Origin of the sequence: Enterobacter sp. ZOR0014 (assembly GCF_000798855.1) — a bacterium.
Taxonomy (GTDB): domain Bacteria; phylum Pseudomonadota; class Gammaproteobacteria; order Enterobacterales; family Enterobacteriaceae; genus Enterobacter; species Enterobacter kobei.
In genome coordinates this window covers 42,764-59,928 of sequence record NZ_JTLF01000277.1, presented here as the reverse complement: position 1 = coordinate 59,928, position 17,165 = coordinate 42,764, and the positions used below count along the sequence as shown (strand labels likewise).

Here is a 17,165-nt window from a genome sequence, read left to right as displayed (position 1 = left end):
GAACATCCAGTCCTGAATCTCTTTGGAGTGCAGCACGTTCACCAGTGCGACGATGTCCTTCTTCTTCTCGTCACCGCGATGCACGGTAATGATGTTGGCGTACGGGTTATTTTCACCGCTCTCTACCGCAATCGGGTCGTGCACCGGGTCCAGACCGGCGTCAATCGCATAGTTGGCGTTAATCACGACCGCAGCGCCTTCATCGTTGTTGTACATCTGCGGCAGCAGAGAGGCTTCGACGTTAGGCGTGAACTGCAGCTTCTTCGGGTTCTCAACGATGTCGCTGATACGCGCCGTCACTTTATCGATGCCGGGCTTCAGCTTGATCACGCCCTCTTTTTCAAAGATGGAGAGAATACGGCCTTCTTCGGAAACGGCATCACGCATAATGATCTTACCGCCTTCCGGCAGGTCCTTCAGCGACTTGTACTTTTTGGAGTAGATACCGATTGGCTCAATGTGGATAGCACCCGCACTGACAAAATCGTAATCCTTATCGCCCGCGTGATCTTTCAGCACGCTGTTCAGGTAAGGAATATGCTGGAAATAGTTGGCGTCAATGTCATGACCCGCCAGCGCGGTGTTGGGCAGAATGTAGTCCTGGAACGGTTTAATCTCCAGGTCAATCCCCTGCTTAGCCAGAATCGGCTTTGCCTGCTCCAGAATTTCGGCGTGCGGGGTGTTGGATGCGCCCACAGTCAGCGTATCCGCCCAGGAGGCGAAGCTCAGGGCGCTCAGGGTGGCTGCGGCGATCAGTGTCAGTGTTTTTTTCATGATGTGGTTCCTGTGTGTATTTATTAGCGTTTATCTAACAGAGAAGTCATAGCGTCGCCGCAGAACTGGATAATGAAAACGATGATTAGAATGGTCACCGTTGCCACCAGCGTGACGTCACCATGGTTGCGCTGGAATCCTTCCAGATAAGCCAGATTTCCCAAACCGCCGGCGCCAATCACCCCCGCCATGGCGCTGTAACTCACCAGCGCAATCAGCGTTACCGTTATCCCTGATACCAGTGCAGGTGATGATTCCGGCAGTAAAACCCGAAACACGAGCGTGCTCAGTCGTGCGCCCATTGAGCGCGTTGCTTCGATTACCCCTTTGTCCACTTCGCGCAGGGCAATCTCCACCAGGCGTGCGTAGAACGGCGCGGCCCCCACAATCAGGGCCGGCAGCGCCGCGTTGGCACCAAGAATGGTACCGACGATGGTCTTGGTGAACGGGATCAACAGGACGATCAGAATGATGAACGGTATTGAGCGAAACACGTTTACCACAATCGAAATTACGCTGTAGACCGTGCGGTTTTGAAACAGCCCGCCGCGCGCGGTTAAGAACAGCGCCAGGCCCAGCACGATCCCCAGCACAAAGGTCGCCACCCCGGAAAGCGCGGTCATGTACAGCGTCTCCTGCGTCGCCGCCCAGAGCTGATCCCATTTGAGGTGCGGGAAGAGATTCTCAGCCATGTTTAATGACCTCGCCTTCAATATCGCTGTGCTTCAGGTCGGCGAGGATATTGTTCAGTTGTTCATCAGATGCCACGACGTGGACCCAGAGCTGGCCGAAAACGCCGTGGGCGGTTTGCGTCATTTTCCCGTGCAGGATATTAAACGGCAGACCGTAGCGCAGGGTCAGCTCACCCACGACCGGCTTGTGCGTGCTGTGGCCGGTAAAGGTCAGACGGATGACCGTGCCTTCCAGATCGTTTGCCAGTTCGGTATTGAAGGTTTCTTCCTCGGCGTACTGACTTACCTGGCGGACAAACTGCTGCGTAATCGGCTGCTGCGGATGGGTGAATACACTCAGCACATCCCCCTCTTCCACTACCTTACCGTTTTCCATCACCGCCACGCGGTCGCAGATCTTGCGCACCACATGCATTTCGTGGGTGATCAGCACGATGGTCAGCTTGAAACGACGGTTGATATCCAGCAGCAGATCGAGGATCTGATCGGTGGTCTGCGGGTCGAGTGCGGACGTGGCTTCATCACACAGCAAAACGTCCGGGTTATTGGCCAGCGCGCGCGCAATCCCCACGCGCTGTTTTTGTCCGCCGCTTAGCTGTGACGGGTAGGCATTCTCACGCCCTTTCAGCCCCACCAGCGCCACCAGTTCCGCCACGCGAGCCTTGATTCTGGCTTTTGGCACACCGGCGATCTGCATGGAGAACGCGATATTCTCACTTACCGTGCGCGACCACAGCAGGTTGAAGTGCTGGAACACCATACTGATTTTCAGGCGTGCCTGACGCAGGGCTTCACCTTTTGCGGCGGAGATGTCCTGCCCGTTAATCGTGACGCTGCCAGCGCTGGGTTTCTCCAGACCATTCAGCAGACGAATCAGCGTGCTTTTCCCGGCGCCGCTGTAGCCGATAATGCCGTAAACCTGTCCCTGCTCAATCGTCAAATTGACGTTATCAACGGCTGTGAGCGCCACCTTACCGTTGTCAAAAACCTTCGAAATATTTCTGAGTACAATCATTCTAATTCATTATCCGATCCGCCAATGGCGGTTTAGAAGTATGGATGTCCAAACGATAGTAAACAGGCGTTATCAGTTTTTAAATGAACAAAAAAGCATGTGTTATAACTTTCAGTAATAAACAACGACGCTACACGGCGGGAAGTATTTAGATTGATTTCAGCAATGATTATCTGCCAGACGCATAACGCTTGACTGATATGCGAAGAAAACGGTCATTATTGCAGCATTTTATGCCGAGATAGCCATCCTCACTTCCAGACAACTTTACGTCTTGCTGTCCTGACATCCAAAAACAGCACTGATATTCCCGTCTGTTATAAAAAGCAGTGAAGTGTTCTTTATTGCGAAAATTTCTCCGCCCTATCATCCCGTCATGACACCCAGAAAGGAAAACATCATGACGATTTACCACTCCGTCACCGAACTGATTGGCCGGACACCGCTGATCCAGCTGCACAAGCTTGATACCGGTCCCTGCTCGCTGTTTCTGAAGCTGGAGAACCAAAACCCCGGCGGCTCCATTAAAGATCGCGTGGCGTTGTCGATGATTAACGACGCGGAGCGTACCGGCAAGCTACGGCCGGGTGGCACGATTATTGAAGCAACGGCGGGGAATACCGGCCTCGGGCTGGCGCTGATCGCCGCCCAGAAAGGCTATACGCTTATCCTGGTGGTGCCGGACAAAATGAGCCGCGAGAAGATTTTCCACCTGCGCGCGCTGGGTGCCCAGGTGATACTGACCCGTTCCGACGTCAATAAGGGGCATCCGGCCTATTACCAGGATTACGCCCAGCGCCTGGCCGATGAACTGCCGGGCGCGTTTTATATCGACCAGTTCAATAACGACGCTAACCCGCTGGCACATCGCACTACCACGGCACCGGAACTGTATGAGCAGCTTGACGGCAGAATTGACGCCATCGTGGTCGGCGTCGGCTCAGGCGGCACGCTGGGCGGCCTGCAGGCGTGGTTTGCCGAGCATTCTCCACATACGGAGTTTGTGCTGGCCGACCCGGCCGGGTCTGTGCTCGCCGATCAGGTCGAGACCGGTCGCTACCACGATGCGGGCGCCTGGCTGGTTGAGGGCATTGGCGAAGACTTTATTCCGCCGCTGGCCCACATTGAAGGCGTGAACCGCGCCTGGCGCATTACCGACCGCGAAGCGTTTGCCACCGCGCGTGAACTGCTGAAAACGGAAGGCATTCTGGCGGGCTCCTCCAGCGGTACCCTGCTGGCGGCGGCGCTGAAATATTGCCAGGCGCAAGCCACGCCGAAACGCGTGGTGACCTTCGCCTGCGACAGCGGCAATAAATATCTCTCGAAGATGTTCAACGACGACTGGATGCGCCAACAGGGGCTCATCACGCGCCCTCAGGCAGGCGATCTCTCTGATTACATTGCCCTGCGCCACGATGAAGGCGCTACCGTCACCGCCGCCCCGGATGACACGCTCTCCACCGTTCTGGCACGCATGCGCCTGTACGACATATCCCAACTGCCGGTACTGGAAAACGGTCGGGTCGTCGGCATTATCGACGAGTGGGATCTGTTGCGGCATATCGGCGGTGAAGCTGACCGCTTCGCCCTTCCCGTGACAGAGGCCATGACGCGTCAGGTGGAATTTCTCGATAAACGCGCCCCGGAAAGCGCCCTGCACGCCATCTTCGACCGCGGTCTGGTGGCCGTCATTAATGACAACGACCGTTTTCTCGGTTTGATTACGCGCAGCGACGTGCTGACCGCGTGGCGCAACCGTCTTCAGCCATAAGGAACAGATGATGAAAAACCTGGCAACCCTGAGCGTCCACAGCGGCGCGTTCAATGATCAGCATGGCGCCGTTATGCCGCCGATTTACGCCACCTCGACGTTTGCGCAACCCTCTCCCGGGGAGCATACCGGCTATGAGTATTCCCGCAGCGGCAATCCGACGCGCCATGCGCTCGAAACCGCCATCGCCGAACTGGAAGGCGGAACGCGCGGCTACGCCTTTGCATCCGGCCTCGCCGCCATCTCCACCGTGCTTGAACTGCTGGATAAAGACAGCCATATCGTCGCCATTGATGACGTCTACGGCGGCACATATCGCCTGATTCAAAATGTCCGCAAACGCAGCACCGGTCTGCAGGTCAGCTGGGTTAAGCCGGACGATTTAGCCGGGCTTGAGGCGGCTATTCGCCCGGACACCCGCATGATCTGGGTTGAAACACCCACCAATCCGCTGCTGAAGCTGGCGGATTTAGCGGCTATCGCTGACATCGCCCGTCGTCATAACGTTATCAGCGTGGCGGATAACACCTTCGCATCGCCGGTCATTCACCGTCCGCTGGCGTCGGGTTTCGACATCGTGGTGCACTCAGCAACCAAATACCTTAACGGCCACTCTGACGTGGTGGCCGGGCTGGCAGTGGTGGGTGATAATCCGGCGCTGGCGGACAGGCTTGGCTACCTGCAGAACGCGGTTGGCGGCGTACTGGACCCGTTTAGCAGCTTCCTGACCCTGCGCGGTATTCGTACCCTTTCGCTCCGCATAGAGAGACACAGCAGCAACGCGCTGGCGATTGCGCAATGGCTGGAACAGCATCCGCTGGTTGAACGGGTCTTTTATCCCGGACTGGAGTCGCACCCGCAATATCAGCTTGCCCGCACGCAGATGGCGCTGCCCGGCGGGATGATTTCTGTCGTGGTGAAAGGTGATGCGCAACGCGCCACAGAGGTGATTCGCAACCTGACGTTGTTCACCCTTGCGGAAAGCCTTGGCGGCGTAGAGAGTCTGGTGAGCCAGCCTTACAGCATGACGCACGCCTCGATTCCGCTGGCGCAACGGCTGGCAAACGGTATTGTGCCACAGCTGATTCGCCTGTCGGTGGGGATTGAAGATGCCAGGGACCTGATCGCTGACCTCAGTCAGGCGCTGCAAAAATAAGCAAAATGCGGCAGGTTAATCACCTGCCGCGATAAGTTGTCATCATGGCTTAACGCGTTGATAACAATATTATGTAAAACGGCATTGATTATTTCTGAAACACCGTTTCCATTTTCCTTTTATCTTAAAATCAGCGTATAATGCGCGCCAAATCCCTGGTGAATGGTTTCAGCGCTTGGAATACAAAAAACAACGTACAACTTCTCCTCTCCTTCGTTGGGCTGTCACTCAGGCACACTTTCTTCTGCACGCTCATTTGATGTCTCCTATCCTTAGTGCGTGTCATATACTCTTTTGCAACACAGGTTTGACTCTGCGGCGGTGCGCCCCCGGAGCGAGATTTCCATATCCTTCCCAACTTAAAGACTAAGACTGTCATGAAAAAGACGAAAATTGTTTGTACTATCGGCCCGAAAACCGAATCCGAAGAGATGCTGAGCAAAATGCTGGACGCCGGCATGAACGTGATGCGTCTGAACTTCTCTCACGGTGACTATGCAGAACACGGTCAGCGTATCCAGAACTTGCGCAACGTGATGAGCAAAACCGGTAAAAAAGCGGCTATCCTGCTCGACACCAAAGGTCCGGAAATCCGTACCATCAAGCTGGAAGGCGGCAACGACGTCTCTCTGAAAGCAGGCCAGACGTTCACCTTCACCACGGACAAATCCGTTGTGGGGAACAGCGAAATCGTTGCGGTCACCTATGAAGGCTTCACCAGCGATCTGTCCGTCGGTAACACCGTCCTGGTCGACGATGGTCTGATCGGTATGGAAGTGACCGCGATTGAAGGTAACAAGGTTATCTGTAAAGTGCTGAACAACGGCGACCTGGGCGAAAACAAAGGCGTTAACCTGCCGGGCGTTTCTATCGCGCTGCCAGCACTGGCTGAAAAAGACAAGCAAGACCTGATCTTCGGCTGCGAACAAGGCGTTGACTTCGTTGCAGCGTCCTTCATCCGTAAGCGTTCTGACGTGGTCGAAATTCGTGAGCACCTGAAAGCGCACGGCGGCGAGAAGATCCAGATCATCTCCAAAATCGAAAACCAGGAAGGCCTGAACAACTTCGACGAAATCCTCGAAGCGTCTGACGGCATCATGGTTGCACGTGGCGACCTGGGCGTTGAAATCCCGGTTGAAGAAGTGATCTTCGCGCAGAAGATGATGATCGAAAAATGTGTTCGCGCGCGTAAAGTGGTTATTACCGCTACGCAGATGCTGGACTCTATGATCAAAAACCCACGCCCAACCCGCGCTGAAGCAGGCGACGTGGCTAACGCCATCCTCGACGGTACCGATGCTGTTATGCTGTCCGGCGAATCCGCAAAAGGGAAATATCCTCTGGAAGCGGTTGGCATTATGGCGACCATCTGTGAACGTACTGACCGCGTGATGACCAGCCGTCTGGACTTCAATAACGACAGCCGCAAGCTGCGCATCACCGAAGCCGTTTGCCGCGGTGCGGTAGAAACTGCTGAGAAACTGGAAGCGCCACTGATTGTGGTTGCGACCCAGGGCGGTAAATCTGCGCGTGCAGTGCGTAAATACTTCCCGGATGCCACTATCCTGGCCCTGACCACCAACGAAACCACCGCGCGTCAGCTGGTGCTGAGCAAAGGCGTCGTTGCACACCTGGTTAAAGAGATTGCCTCTACTGACGATTTCTACATTCAGGGTAAAGCCATGGCTCTGGAAAGCGGTCTGGCACAGAAAGGCGACGTTGTGGTTATGGTTTCTGGTGCGCTGGTACCAAGCGGAACGACCAATACTGCATCCGTTCACGTGCTGTAATAATTCACGAACGAATTAATTTTGATAAAAAGCGCCCAATGGGCGCTTTTTTTATTCCAGTCATTAGCCAAACTCATTCAAAAAGCAAATCGGGTTTTTCTATTTAATTGCGAATTATCTAAGATGAATCCGATGAAAAATGCCTTTTTTTACATAGCTTTTTACTCAAAAAGGGCCGATTCGATGCTTCTTTGAGCGAACGATCAAAAATAGGCGTATTCCCATCAAAAAAATATTCTCAACCCAAAAAACTTTGTGTAATACTTGTAACGCTACATGGAGATTAACTCAATCTAGAGGGTATTAATAATGAATCGTACTAAACTGGTACTGGGCGCGGTAATCCTGGGTTCTACTCTGCTGGCTGGTTGCTCCAGCAACGCTAAAATCGATCAGCTGTCTTCTGACGTTCAGACTCTGAACGCTAAAGTTGACCAGCTGAGCAACGACGTGAACGCAATGCGTTCCGACGTTCAGGCTGCTAAAGATGACGCAGCTCGCGCTAACCAGCGTCTGGACAACCAGGCTACTAAATACCGTAAGTAATAGTACCTGTTAATAAAATGGCGCACATTGTGCGCCATTTTTTTTGCCTGCGTCAAACGGCTCTACTGCGTCATCTTCTCCCCTGCCTCTTCCGCTACCGCCGCGGACACACGACTGTTCTGCACTGACAATACGCTGTTACTGGCCGACGGGCCGCTTCCCGCAGAAACCACAACCGGGATCCCCGCACGGCGCGCCAGGGCTTTATCGATCAGCGCCTTATCGCTTCCGGACTGTGAAACAAAGGTCGCAAAGTCGGCAGAGTGCGTAATGGGCGAAATCTGTGGGTTTTCACCTTCCACCTGCGCCAGCGGACGATGGACCTCAATATAGCGTTTACCATCCGGCTCGACCGCGAATTTCACTGGCTCATTGATGATTTGTACCCGAGTACCAACCCGTACCTGTTCGAACAGGGCTTTAATATCCGGGGCGTTCATTCGCATACAGCCGGAACTGACGCGCAAGCCAACGCTGTCTGGCGCACTGGTTCCGTGGATAAGATATTCCCCATTACCAATACCCAAACGCAGGGCATAGCGTCCCAGCGGGTTATTTGGCCCTGCGGGAACCACAGGAGGCAGTTTAATTCCCTGCGCCAGCGAACGGGCTCTGATACCGGCCGTCGGCGTCCAGGTTGGGTTCGGGATTTTTTGACTGACGCGGGTCGTGCTCACCGGTGTTTCCAGCCCCAGTTGCCCGATGCCAAGTGGGAAAACCTGGACAATGTTCTCTCCCGGCGGGAAATAGTAAAGCCGCAGCTCAGCGAGGTTCACAACAATGCCCTCGCGCGGCGTGTCGGGTAGCAGCATCTGCGACGGGATCGTGATAACGGTTCCCGGTGCAGGGTTTACCGGCGCAATCGTATTGTTCGTTTCGAGGATCACCTGCGCTGCGGTATTAAACCGGCGGGCGATGGTCTGCAGCTTATTATCCCCTTCCTGTATGGTGTAGGTTTGATTTTGCCCAATCAGGCGACTGCCTGCGGGCGGCAACGGATAGTCCATCGCGCGGGCCGAATTAAGTGCACCGAGCGAACTGAGGAGTAATAGAGTTATGAGAGACGCGCGCTTCATGCTGAGATTCCTTATTCACTGGCAGAATGCCAGAAAGCTGAAAAACCAGCGAGGCGGGAACCACCTCGCGAAACAGAATGAATGCTGTTCTGTAAGTCTAGCTAAGGATTGCCGCTTTGGCGCGAATGGCGCGAATCATCGCTTCCAGTCCCTGGGAACGAGACGGGGTGAGGTGTTGGGTGAGGGCCATTTTTTCAAACCACGGGCGGACATCGAAGGCGACAATATCCTGCGCTGACATCTGGTGATAAAGAATAAAGACCACCGCAATCAGCCCTTTTACTATTGCCGCATCGCTGTCACCCTGCAGGGTTATCGTGCCATCGTCAGACTGCGCCATCACAATCCACACCTGGCTTTGACAGCCCTGAATACTGTTCTCCGGGGTATGCGCCTCTTCACTAAGCGGCGGCAGACGCTGCCCCAGCTCAATGATGTAGAGGTATTTCTCTTCCCAGTTTGCGCAACGCCCAAAGTTGCGCAGCAATTTCTCTTTATCCGGCAGTTCTGCCATCGTTCGCCTCTTTGTCAGCCCAGCAACTGGTGAATGCGTTTTAGCCCCGCCACCAGCCTGTCGACCTCTTCCATTGTGTTATACATCACCAGCGATGCGCGGCACATTGCCGGAACCTGGTAAAAGGCCATGAGCGGCATGGCGCAGTGGTGCCCGGTGCGCACGGCCACGCCGTAATTGTCGAGGAAGCTGCCCACGTCATAGGCGTGGTGTTGTCCCAGATTAAAGGCAATCACACCCTGTCGGTCAGCCGGCCCGTACAAGGTCAGGTCCGGCACGCTGGCCAGCTCCTGCAGCGCGTAATGCATCAGCAGCTGTTCGTACTCGTGAATGGCATCAAGACCAATTCCGGAAACGTAAGACACCGCCGCCCCCAGCCCGATGATACCACCGGTGTTGGGCGTGCCCGCCTCAAAACGCCACGGCGCACGGGCGTAGGTGGTCCCTTCCGAGAGGCTAACGGTAGCTATCATTGACCCGCCCCCCTCCCACGGCGGCATCGCCTGCAGGATGTCCTCTTTCACATACAGCACGCCGATACCGGTTGGGCCATAAAGCTTGTGTCCAGAGAACACGTAGAAGTCGCAGTCCAGCGCCTGGACATCCACCGCGTGGTGCATTACCGCCTGTGCACCGTCAATCAGCACTTTCGCCCCGGCCTGATGGGCCTTATCGACAATCTCCGCAACCGGGTTTTCAGTACCCAGAACGTTAGAGACCTGGGTGACCGCCACGAGCCGCGTTTTATCGTCCAGCAAGGCGTCAAGCTGCTCAAGCTGTAACGTTCCGTCGAGGTTCAACGGGATGACGCGTAATTGCGCGCCAACGCGCTCACACAGCATTTGCCACGGTACGATATTGGCGTGGTGCTCCATCTGGGTAATGATGATGTTATCCCCGGCATGCACCTGAGCGTTACCCCAACTGTTGGCGACGAGGTTAATCCCCTCGGTGGTGCCGCGCACAAACACCAGCTCTTCCGGCGAGCGCGCATTGAGGAAGGCAGCCACCTGCGTGCGCACGTTCTCCATGCGCTGGGTGGCTTCCGCGCTCAGGGTATGAATACCCCGATGTACCGCTGCATAACCGTGGCGGTAGAACTCGGCTTCCGCATCCACCACCTGATTCGGTTTCTGCGCGCTGGCCGCGCTGTCGAGATAAGCCAGCGGCAGACCGTTCACTTCACGGGTCAGAACCGGGAAATCTGCCCGTACTTTCTCTACGGGAAAACTCATGCTTCGCCTCCGGGCAGACGCTGACCAATACGGGCCAACACCTGCTGCTTCAGTACGCCATCATGCAGCGCTTCCGTAAGCTCCGCCGCAAAGGCATAGATAATCATTTTCTGCGCCGCCTGCTGGTCGATACCGCGGGAACGCAGGTAGAACATCTGTTCGTCGTCGATCCGCCCGACCGTGGCGCCGTGGCTGCATTTTACGTCGTCGGCGTAAATCTCCAGCTGCGGCTTCGTGTCGACCTCCGCCAGGCGTCCCAGCAGGAGATTGTTGTTGGTCATCTGCCCGTCAGTCTTGATGGCGTGTTGCGCGACGTTAATCAGACCATTAAATACCGCGCGTCCTTTATCGCTGACGATGGTTTTGTGCAGCTGGCGGCTGTTGCAGTAACCTTTGTTGTGCTCAAGCCACGTGCGCGTATCGCACACTTCTGATTTGACCGGCATCGCCAGGCTGTTGATACGCAGCGTGGTATTTTCACCGTTAAGCTGGGTACTGGTGTTATGGCGCAGCACCGCACCGCCGAGCAGGAAGCTATGGCTGTACGCCGCGGCATCCGGTCCCAGCAGGATATCGTTATGCGCGAAGTGGTGGCTCTGGGGGTTCTCAAACGCCAGCTTAATGTGGTGGAGCTGCGCATTGGCGGCAACGTTCATCGTCAGACGCGACCCGGTAAAGTGGCGGGTGTCATTAAGACTCACGTAATGCTCAATCACCGTCGCGTCGGCCCCTTCGGCCAGTTCAAGATGGTGGCGATAGTGGGCGGTGTTGATTTCATCGCCCTCTACGCCCTGGGTGATATGCATCAGAAGCAACGGCCTGGCCGGACGCTGGTTACGCTTAACCTGGATATGCGTCACGCTGCGGGCGAGGCTCTCGGTCAAATGCAGGAAAACCTCCGGCTGAACCGGGGCGCCCAGACTCTGGCGTTCGTCGTTAATCACAATCCCGTAACCGCTCTCCCGGGTGTTATCGCTCAGTTCAGGGTGATAAACGCCGTCGACAAAGACCAGCCGTACCGCATCCACGGTCAACGCCAGGGCATCTCGTCGCTCCGGACCGATCGCCGCCGGACGCGCCACAAACTCGCCGCTCAGCAGGCCATCTAGCGGGGTATATTTCCAGTTTTCATGTTTACGCGTCGGCAGGCCGAGGCGCAGCATCTGCTGCAGGTGCTGCTGCGCCAGCTCAGAGCGATTCCCCTGCGCCTCGAACAGCCGGTGCCACTGCTGGAGTGCATTACTGCTGTTCGGTAAGCCAGCCATAACCCTGCTCCTCCAGTTGTTTAACCAGCGTGAAATCACCGGATTTCACAATGCGTCCCTGGTAAAGCACGTGGACGTAATCCGGCTTGATGTAGTCGAGAATACGCTGGTAGTGAGTGACGATAATGAACGAACGCTTGCCGTCACGCAGGGAGTTCACCCCGTCAGCGACAATCTTCAGGGCGTCGATATCCAGACCGGAGTCGGTCTCATCCAGAATGCACAGCTGTGGCTCCAGCACCGCCATCTGCAGAATATCGTTACGCTTTTTCTCGCCACCGGAAAAACCAACGTTGACCGAACGGGTCAGCAGGTCTTCCGGCATTTTCAGCAGTTTGATCTTCTCTTCCATCAGATCCTGGAAGTCGAAGCGATCCAGGGCCTCCAGTCCGCGGTACTTGCGCACCGCATTCAGCGCCGTCTGAAGGAAGAACTGGTTGCTGACGCCCGGAATTTCGACCGGATACTGGAAGGCCATGAAGATACCTTCACCCGCGCGATCTTCCGGCGACATCTCCAGCAGATCTTTACCGTTAAATTCGACCGAGCCGTGCGTCACTTCGTAATCTTCACGTCCCGCCAGCGTCGCTGAAAGCGTACTTTTCCCGGAGCCGTTAGGCCCCATGATGGCGTGAACTTCACCCGGCTTGACGTCAAAATTGAGGCCACGCAGGATCGCTTTATCTTCCACGCTAACCTGTAAATCTTTAATACGTAACATGTGCTTTCCCTTAACCGACGCTGTGTTCAAGACTGATGGCGAGGAGTTTTTGTGCTTCAACGGCGAATTCCAGCGGCAGTTCAGAGAACACGTCCTTACAGAAGCCGTTCACAATCATCGAAATGGCATCTTCTTCACTGATCCCGCGCTGCAGGCAGTAGAAGAGCTGATCTTCCCCAATACGCGACGTCGTCGCCTCATGCTCCAGCTGTGCTGAATTATTACGGCACTCGACGTACGGGAAGGTATGCGCTCCGCAGTCGGCCCCGATAAGCATCGAGTCACACTGGGTGAAGTTACGGGCGTTGGTCGCCGTTGGCATGATTTTCACCAGCCCGCGATAGCTGTTCTGGCTGTGCCCGGCGGAGATCCCTTTCGAGATGATGGTTGATTTGGTGTTTTTACCGATGTGGATCATCTTGGTGCCGGTATCGGCCTGCTGATGTCCGCTGGTCAGCGCCACAGAATAAAACTCACCGATGGAGTTATCCCCGCGCAGAATACAGCTCGGGTACTTCCAGGTAATGGCTGAGCCGGTTTCCGACTGCGTCCACGACATTTTGCTGTTTTCACCTTCACACAGCGCACGCTTGGTGACGAAGTTCAGGATCCCACCGGTATTGCCGTCGCCGGGGAACCAGTTCTGCACCGTTGAGTATTTGACCTCAGCGTCTTTGTGAATAATGACTTCAACGACCGCCGCGTGCAGCTGATAGCTGTCGCGTACCGGGGCGGAGCACCCTTCGATATAGCTGACGTAGCTGCCTTCATCCGCCACCAGAATAGTGCGTTCGAACTGTCCGGTTTTTTCGGCGTTAATGCGGAAATAGGTGGAGAGCTCCATCGGACAGCGCACGCCTTTCGGCACGTAGATAAAGGTCCCGTCCGACGCCACCGCCGCGTTGAGCGCGGCGAAGAAATTATCGTTACTCGGTACCACGGTGCCGATGTACTTTTTCACCAGCTCAGGATGGTCATGAATCGCTTCGCCAAAGGAGCAGAAAATAATCCCCTGCTCCGCCAGCTTTTCACGATAGGTAGTCGCCACCGAAACGGAGTCAAAAATAGCGTCTACGGCGACCTCTTTCCCCTCGCGCACGGGGACGCCGAGCTGATTGAACGCCTCTTCCACCTCTTTACTGAGGAAGCTGTTCTCCGCACCGGTCTGCTGTACTGCACCGGGCTGCGAAGCGCACGTATCATCGCAGCTACCGCAGGATGGCGCAGAGTAGTAGCTGTAATCCTGATAATTCAGCTTGTCATAATGGGCTTTCAGCCAGTGCGGTTCTTCCATCTCCAGCCAGGCACGGTAAGCGCTCAGGCGGAACTCCAGCATCCACTCGGGTTCGTTGCGTTTGGCCGAGATGGCGCGCACGACATCTTCGTTGATGCCTTTCGCCAGCTCATCGGTCTGCAGCTGCGTGAAGAACCCTTCTTTATAATTAAGGTGCCCGCCGCTCCAGGTATTTACATCACTCGTTGCTTCAGTATTACGAGACATAGTACCGCCTATACCCCAAAGCTTTCGCCGCAGCCGCATTCGTTCTGGGCTTTCGGGTTATGAAATTTGAATAACTGGTTTAAACCTTCCCGTACGTAATCCACTTCCGTGCCGTCGATAAACGGCATGGCCTGCAGCGCGACGTACAGCTTCGCACCGTCGGTTTCAAAGACCAGATCATCTTTTTCGGGTTCGGTGACAGTATCCAGCACGTAGCCAAAGCCCGCGCAGCCGGTCTGCTTAACGCCTAAACGTACGCCGAGGATCTCGGGCTTTTTCGCCACCAGCTCGTGGATATGCGCTGCCGCCGCAGGCGTGAGCGTCAAACCGCGCCAGGCAAAATCGGCAGGATTGAAGGTTTCTGAATGCAGTTCCATAGGTCCACCTCATCTGATTAGCCATCAGGGCATAACACCATGTTAGTGATAACGATTATCACTTCAACCCTCTGTCAGCAGGGGCATTCGGCTAAACCGCCCTTTTTGTCTACTTTTATTAAGCATAGACCCTGTCTGAAGATGCGGGCGAGATGGATGTAATTGTTCAATACTTTGAAAAATAATGGCTTATTTAATCAGCGAGAAAGCGCAAAACGGGGACGTAAAATATGCATCGGAAATGCCTATTTTTAAGATAGCTTTTGCTCTGGAAAGGAGAAAAAACAAAAAAAAGGCCGCAAGGCCTCAGATAATCAGTGGTGAAATGAAACGCTAAATCCCTGCTCACGCCAGTGATCGAGCTGTTCCTGTTGACGGGGCGTTGGCGATGTTCCCGTCCAGACGAAGATTTTTTGCCCGGGGAACAGTTCAGGACGCGGCGAATCAATGGGTTCCGCCAGCACGTCAATATGCCAGCCTTTCTGGGCTAAACGCGCGGCTTCAAGCCAAAGATGTGTACGGTCATCGCATTCCCAGCCAATCAGCAGTGCGTCTTTACCCGCTTTCTTGCGCGATTCCGCGAGGCTTGCAATCGCAAATTCAATCAGGACACCGTCAAACAGACTCGCCATATGGCGTACGGTGTTTTGATCCTGATTCATTCGCTGACGGACGGGTGAAATGATGTTATCGATCAGCGCATCCATCGCGTGATCGCGGCGGAATTCACCGATTTTGGCGCGCAGCTTTGCCGGGCTGGCGTAACGCAGAACGGTCATCATCTCTTCCTGGAAAGAAGCCCAGTTACCCTGAGTCATCACTTCCTTATTTTCCAGCAAGGATTTTACTTTTCCGACCGAAACGCCGCTTTTCATCAGGCGCTTGATCTCTTCGATACGCAGGATATCTTCGTCGTCAAACTGACGATGACCCCCTTCGCTGCGCTGCGGCTTCAACAATCCATAACGGCGCTGCCAGGCACGCAGCGTAACGGGGTTGATACCGCATCGTTCGGCCACTTCGCCGATACTGTAATAGGCCATTAACTCCCTCACGCTCAGAACTTCCATACCTAACTACACCAACCTTATCAGATTGTACAACCCATTTGTAGAATTCAGACCTCATTTTGCACGGGTGAATGGCCTGCAAGGCCATCCAGCTGTTACTACATTGTTGTACAAATTTTGCCTGTCGTACAGTCAAGTCTGCAGGTTTTTGTACAGCTTCGTCAGAAATCGTATTTTTTCTCTGGCCATGCGATAGCCGGGATACCGCCGTGTCGGGGGCTGGCAAAAAGATGCCCCTGGAACTGAGAAATGCCCGCAGACTCCAGCCACATCCACTCTTCCGCCTTCTCCACGCCCACCGCGCAAAACTGTATTTCCAGTGAGGCACAGCATTTGATTATCGCCTGAATAATGGCCTGGCGTGGGCCACTTTTATGCACGTTCGCGACCAGATCGCGATTAATCTTAATTCTGTCCGGCTGGAATTGCGCCAGGAGCTGCAACCCGGCAAAACCGGCACCGAAGTGATCGATGGTTACGCTGATACCCGCACTTTTTAGCTGTCTGACCGAATGCGTAAACTCATCGAAACGGGAAATGGCTTCACTTTCGGTAAACTCCACCACAATTTGCTCCGGCACAAAGCCATTTGCATCAATAGCGGTGAGCAGAAAGTCCACGGCATTGGGCACGTTGACCAGCGTCATAGGCAGCAGGTTGATGGATAAAGTCTGATCCTGTAACCCCAGCGCGCTGGCCATGGAGAGAGCCACCTGTTTGCTTTGCAAATCAGAAGCATGCACTTCTTCACGCGTGCGATTGGCGAAATACGCTCCCGGTGAGTCACCGGATGGAGTGCGCAGAAGCGCTTCCCAGGAGACAACCTGCTGCATGAAAGGATCGACGATAGGCTGAAACGCAAAGCTACAGTCCGCCCCTTTTGCCACGACTTCAGGCTGCGCAGATAAGCGCGTTTCTTCCGGGACGAAATCCCAGGAATCCGCAGGCGGCAGCTCAAAATAGTTGGCTTTCTCTGTGGCCTCGACAAAGGTGCGGAAAAACTGCAGCGCACGGTCGTTGTAGGTCAACTGGTAGCGGGTTGTGCCTTTATCAAGCACCTGCTGGAGCACCTCTTCCCTGTCGTACTGGCGCAAATCAAAGAGTTCCATACCCGCTTTACCGAAACGCCGTGAAGGCCCGTGATCGCGCATCAGCTCGACCACATTATGGTGGCGCGTATCAGAGCAGATCTGTTCGTAGATGGACGTTACGTTTTCCGCAGGCCCTTCAAGCAATTGAAAAAAATGTGTGCCGTTGAACAGCAAGATCCCCGTGACGCTGGATTGCCGGTTTTTACTATTTGCAGCAGCGACCATATTTTCCAGCGCTTTCACTGGCACGTCCTCGCAGATGTGACTGCGGTAAATGATGGTTGTAAGCATGCGAGTCCTGGGGGGTTAAGGTTTGACCACAAAAACATGTGGGGAGACTTCTTTTTATAGCACATTAATTGCCTGACAAATAATTTACATCTCAATCATTTACGGCCGTTAATGGTGCATTTATGGGGCGCTGTACAACTTAACAGTGGCTCGTCAATTTGTACAATATATTCTGTAACATTACCGTTTCATGAACAACACACAACAAATTGAAAAATAAAGAATTTATAAAATATATCCTGATTTTATTAAAAATCTGTACATTTTTTATGTACAGATT

Annotated in this window: 17 protein-coding genes; 5 read left to right on the top strand and 12 right to left on the bottom strand. The window is 54.5% G+C overall.

Annotated elements, in window-relative coordinates:
• The 3 genes from L977_RS14730 to L977_RS14720 all read right to left on the bottom strand — a co-directional run.
• Positions 1-774, bottom strand: a 774-nt coding sequence (locus L977_RS14730; RefSeq protein ID WP_047626058.1) for a MetQ/NlpA family ABC transporter substrate-binding protein, incomplete at its 3' end; no start/stop codon positions are given.
• 23 nt (positions 775-797) lie between these two features.
• Positions 798-1,466 (bottom strand): methionine ABC transporter permease, encoded by a 669-nt coding sequence (locus tag L977_RS14725; protein WP_014883540.1) that lies wholly within the window; start codon positions 1,464-1,466, stop codon positions 798-800.
• The gene (locus tag L977_RS14720) at positions 1,459-2,481 is read right to left on the bottom strand and encodes a methionine ABC transporter ATP-binding protein (RefSeq protein WP_047626057.1); all 1,023 of its coding nucleotides are present in this window, start codon (positions 2,479-2,481) and stop codon (positions 1,459-1,461) included. Before L977_RS14720 ends, L977_RS14725 begins: the two co-directional genes overlap by 8 nt.
• Before the next feature lie 400 nt (positions 2,482-2,881).
• Here L977_RS14720 and L977_RS14715 point away from each other — a divergent pair, with 400 nt between their 5' ends.
• From L977_RS14715 to lpp, 5 genes are all read left to right on the top strand, one after another.
• Positions 2,882-4,252: a pyridoxal-phosphate dependent enzyme gene (locus L977_RS14715; RefSeq protein ID WP_047626056.1), complete on the top strand. Its 1,371-nt coding sequence runs from the start codon at positions 2,882-2,884 to the stop codon at positions 4,250-4,252.
• A 10-nt stretch (positions 4,253-4,262) separates the two neighbouring features.
• Entirely contained in the window at positions 4,263-5,408 is a 1,146-nt protein-coding gene (locus L977_RS14710) for a trans-sulfuration enzyme family protein (protein WP_047626055.1), read from the top strand.
• Positions 5,409-5,583: 175 nt separating this feature from the next.
• Positions 5,584-5,778 (top strand): protein YnhH, encoded by a 195-nt coding sequence (ynhH, locus tag L977_RS25285; RefSeq protein ID WP_418251742.1) that lies wholly within the window; start codon positions 5,584-5,586, stop codon positions 5,776-5,778.
• 7 nt (positions 5,779-5,785) lie between these two features.
• On the top strand, positions 5,786-7,198 hold the full coding sequence (pykF, locus tag L977_RS14705; protein ID WP_014883536.1) for a pyruvate kinase PykF: 1,413 nt from the start codon (positions 5,786-5,788) through the stop codon (positions 7,196-7,198).
• Positions 7,199-7,507: 309 nt separating this feature from the next.
• Entirely contained in the window at positions 7,508-7,744 is a 237-nt protein-coding gene (lpp, locus tag L977_RS14700; protein ID WP_001082307.1) for a murein lipoprotein Lpp, read from the top strand.
• Between the two features lie 62 nt (positions 7,745-7,806).
• Here the strand turns inward: lpp and ldtE are convergent, their stop codons facing one another.
• The 9 genes from ldtE to L977_RS14655 form a co-directional block, all read right to left on the bottom strand.
• The gene (gene ldtE / locus L977_RS14695; protein ID WP_014883535.1) at positions 7,807-8,820 is read right to left on the bottom strand and encodes a L,D-transpeptidase LdtE; all 1,014 of its coding nucleotides are present in this window, start codon (positions 8,818-8,820) and stop codon (positions 7,807-7,809) included.
• Between the two features lie 97 nt (positions 8,821-8,917).
• Positions 8,918-9,334, bottom strand: a complete 417-nt coding sequence (gene sufE, locus L977_RS14690; RefSeq protein ID WP_014883534.1) for a cysteine desulfuration protein SufE — start codon at positions 9,332-9,334, stop codon at positions 8,918-8,920.
• 14 nt (positions 9,335-9,348) lie between these two features.
• Positions 9,349-10,569 (bottom strand): cysteine desulfurase SufS, encoded by a 1,221-nt coding sequence (gene sufS, locus L977_RS14685; RefSeq protein WP_045135082.1) that lies wholly within the window; start codon positions 10,567-10,569, stop codon positions 9,349-9,351.
• Positions 10,566-11,834, bottom strand: coding sequence for a Fe-S cluster assembly protein SufD (gene sufD / locus L977_RS14680; RefSeq protein WP_047626054.1), 1,269 nt, complete (start codon positions 11,832-11,834; stop codon positions 10,566-10,568). The genes sufS and sufD overlap by 4 nt, the downstream gene beginning before the upstream one ends.
• Positions 11,809-12,555 carry a Fe-S cluster assembly ATPase SufC gene (gene sufC, locus L977_RS14675; RefSeq protein ID WP_014883531.1) on the bottom strand — a complete coding sequence of 249 codons (747 nt, stop codon included), beginning with the start codon at positions 12,553-12,555 and terminating at the stop codon, positions 11,809-11,811. Before sufC ends, sufD begins: the two co-directional genes overlap by 26 nt.
• Before the next feature lie 10 nt (positions 12,556-12,565).
• Positions 12,566-14,056 (bottom strand): Fe-S cluster assembly protein SufB, encoded by a 1,491-nt coding sequence (gene sufB, locus L977_RS14670; protein WP_014883530.1) that lies wholly within the window; start codon positions 14,054-14,056, stop codon positions 12,566-12,568.
• Between the two features lie 8 nt (positions 14,057-14,064).
• On the bottom strand, positions 14,065-14,433 hold the full coding sequence (gene sufA, locus L977_RS14665) for a Fe-S cluster assembly scaffold SufA (protein WP_008500631.1): 369 nt from the start codon (positions 14,431-14,433) through the stop codon (positions 14,065-14,067).
• A gap of 314 nt (positions 14,434-14,747) precedes the next feature.
• The gene (locus L977_RS14660) at positions 14,748-15,476 is read right to left on the bottom strand and encodes a MerR family transcriptional regulator (protein ID WP_014883529.1); all 729 of its coding nucleotides are present in this window, start codon (positions 15,474-15,476) and stop codon (positions 14,748-14,750) included.
• A gap of 188 nt (positions 15,477-15,664) precedes the next feature.
• Positions 15,665-16,885, bottom strand: a complete 1,221-nt coding sequence (locus L977_RS14655) for a diguanylate phosphodiesterase (protein WP_014883528.1) — start codon at positions 16,883-16,885, stop codon at positions 15,665-15,667.
• Positions 16,886-17,165 lie beyond the last annotated feature (280 nt).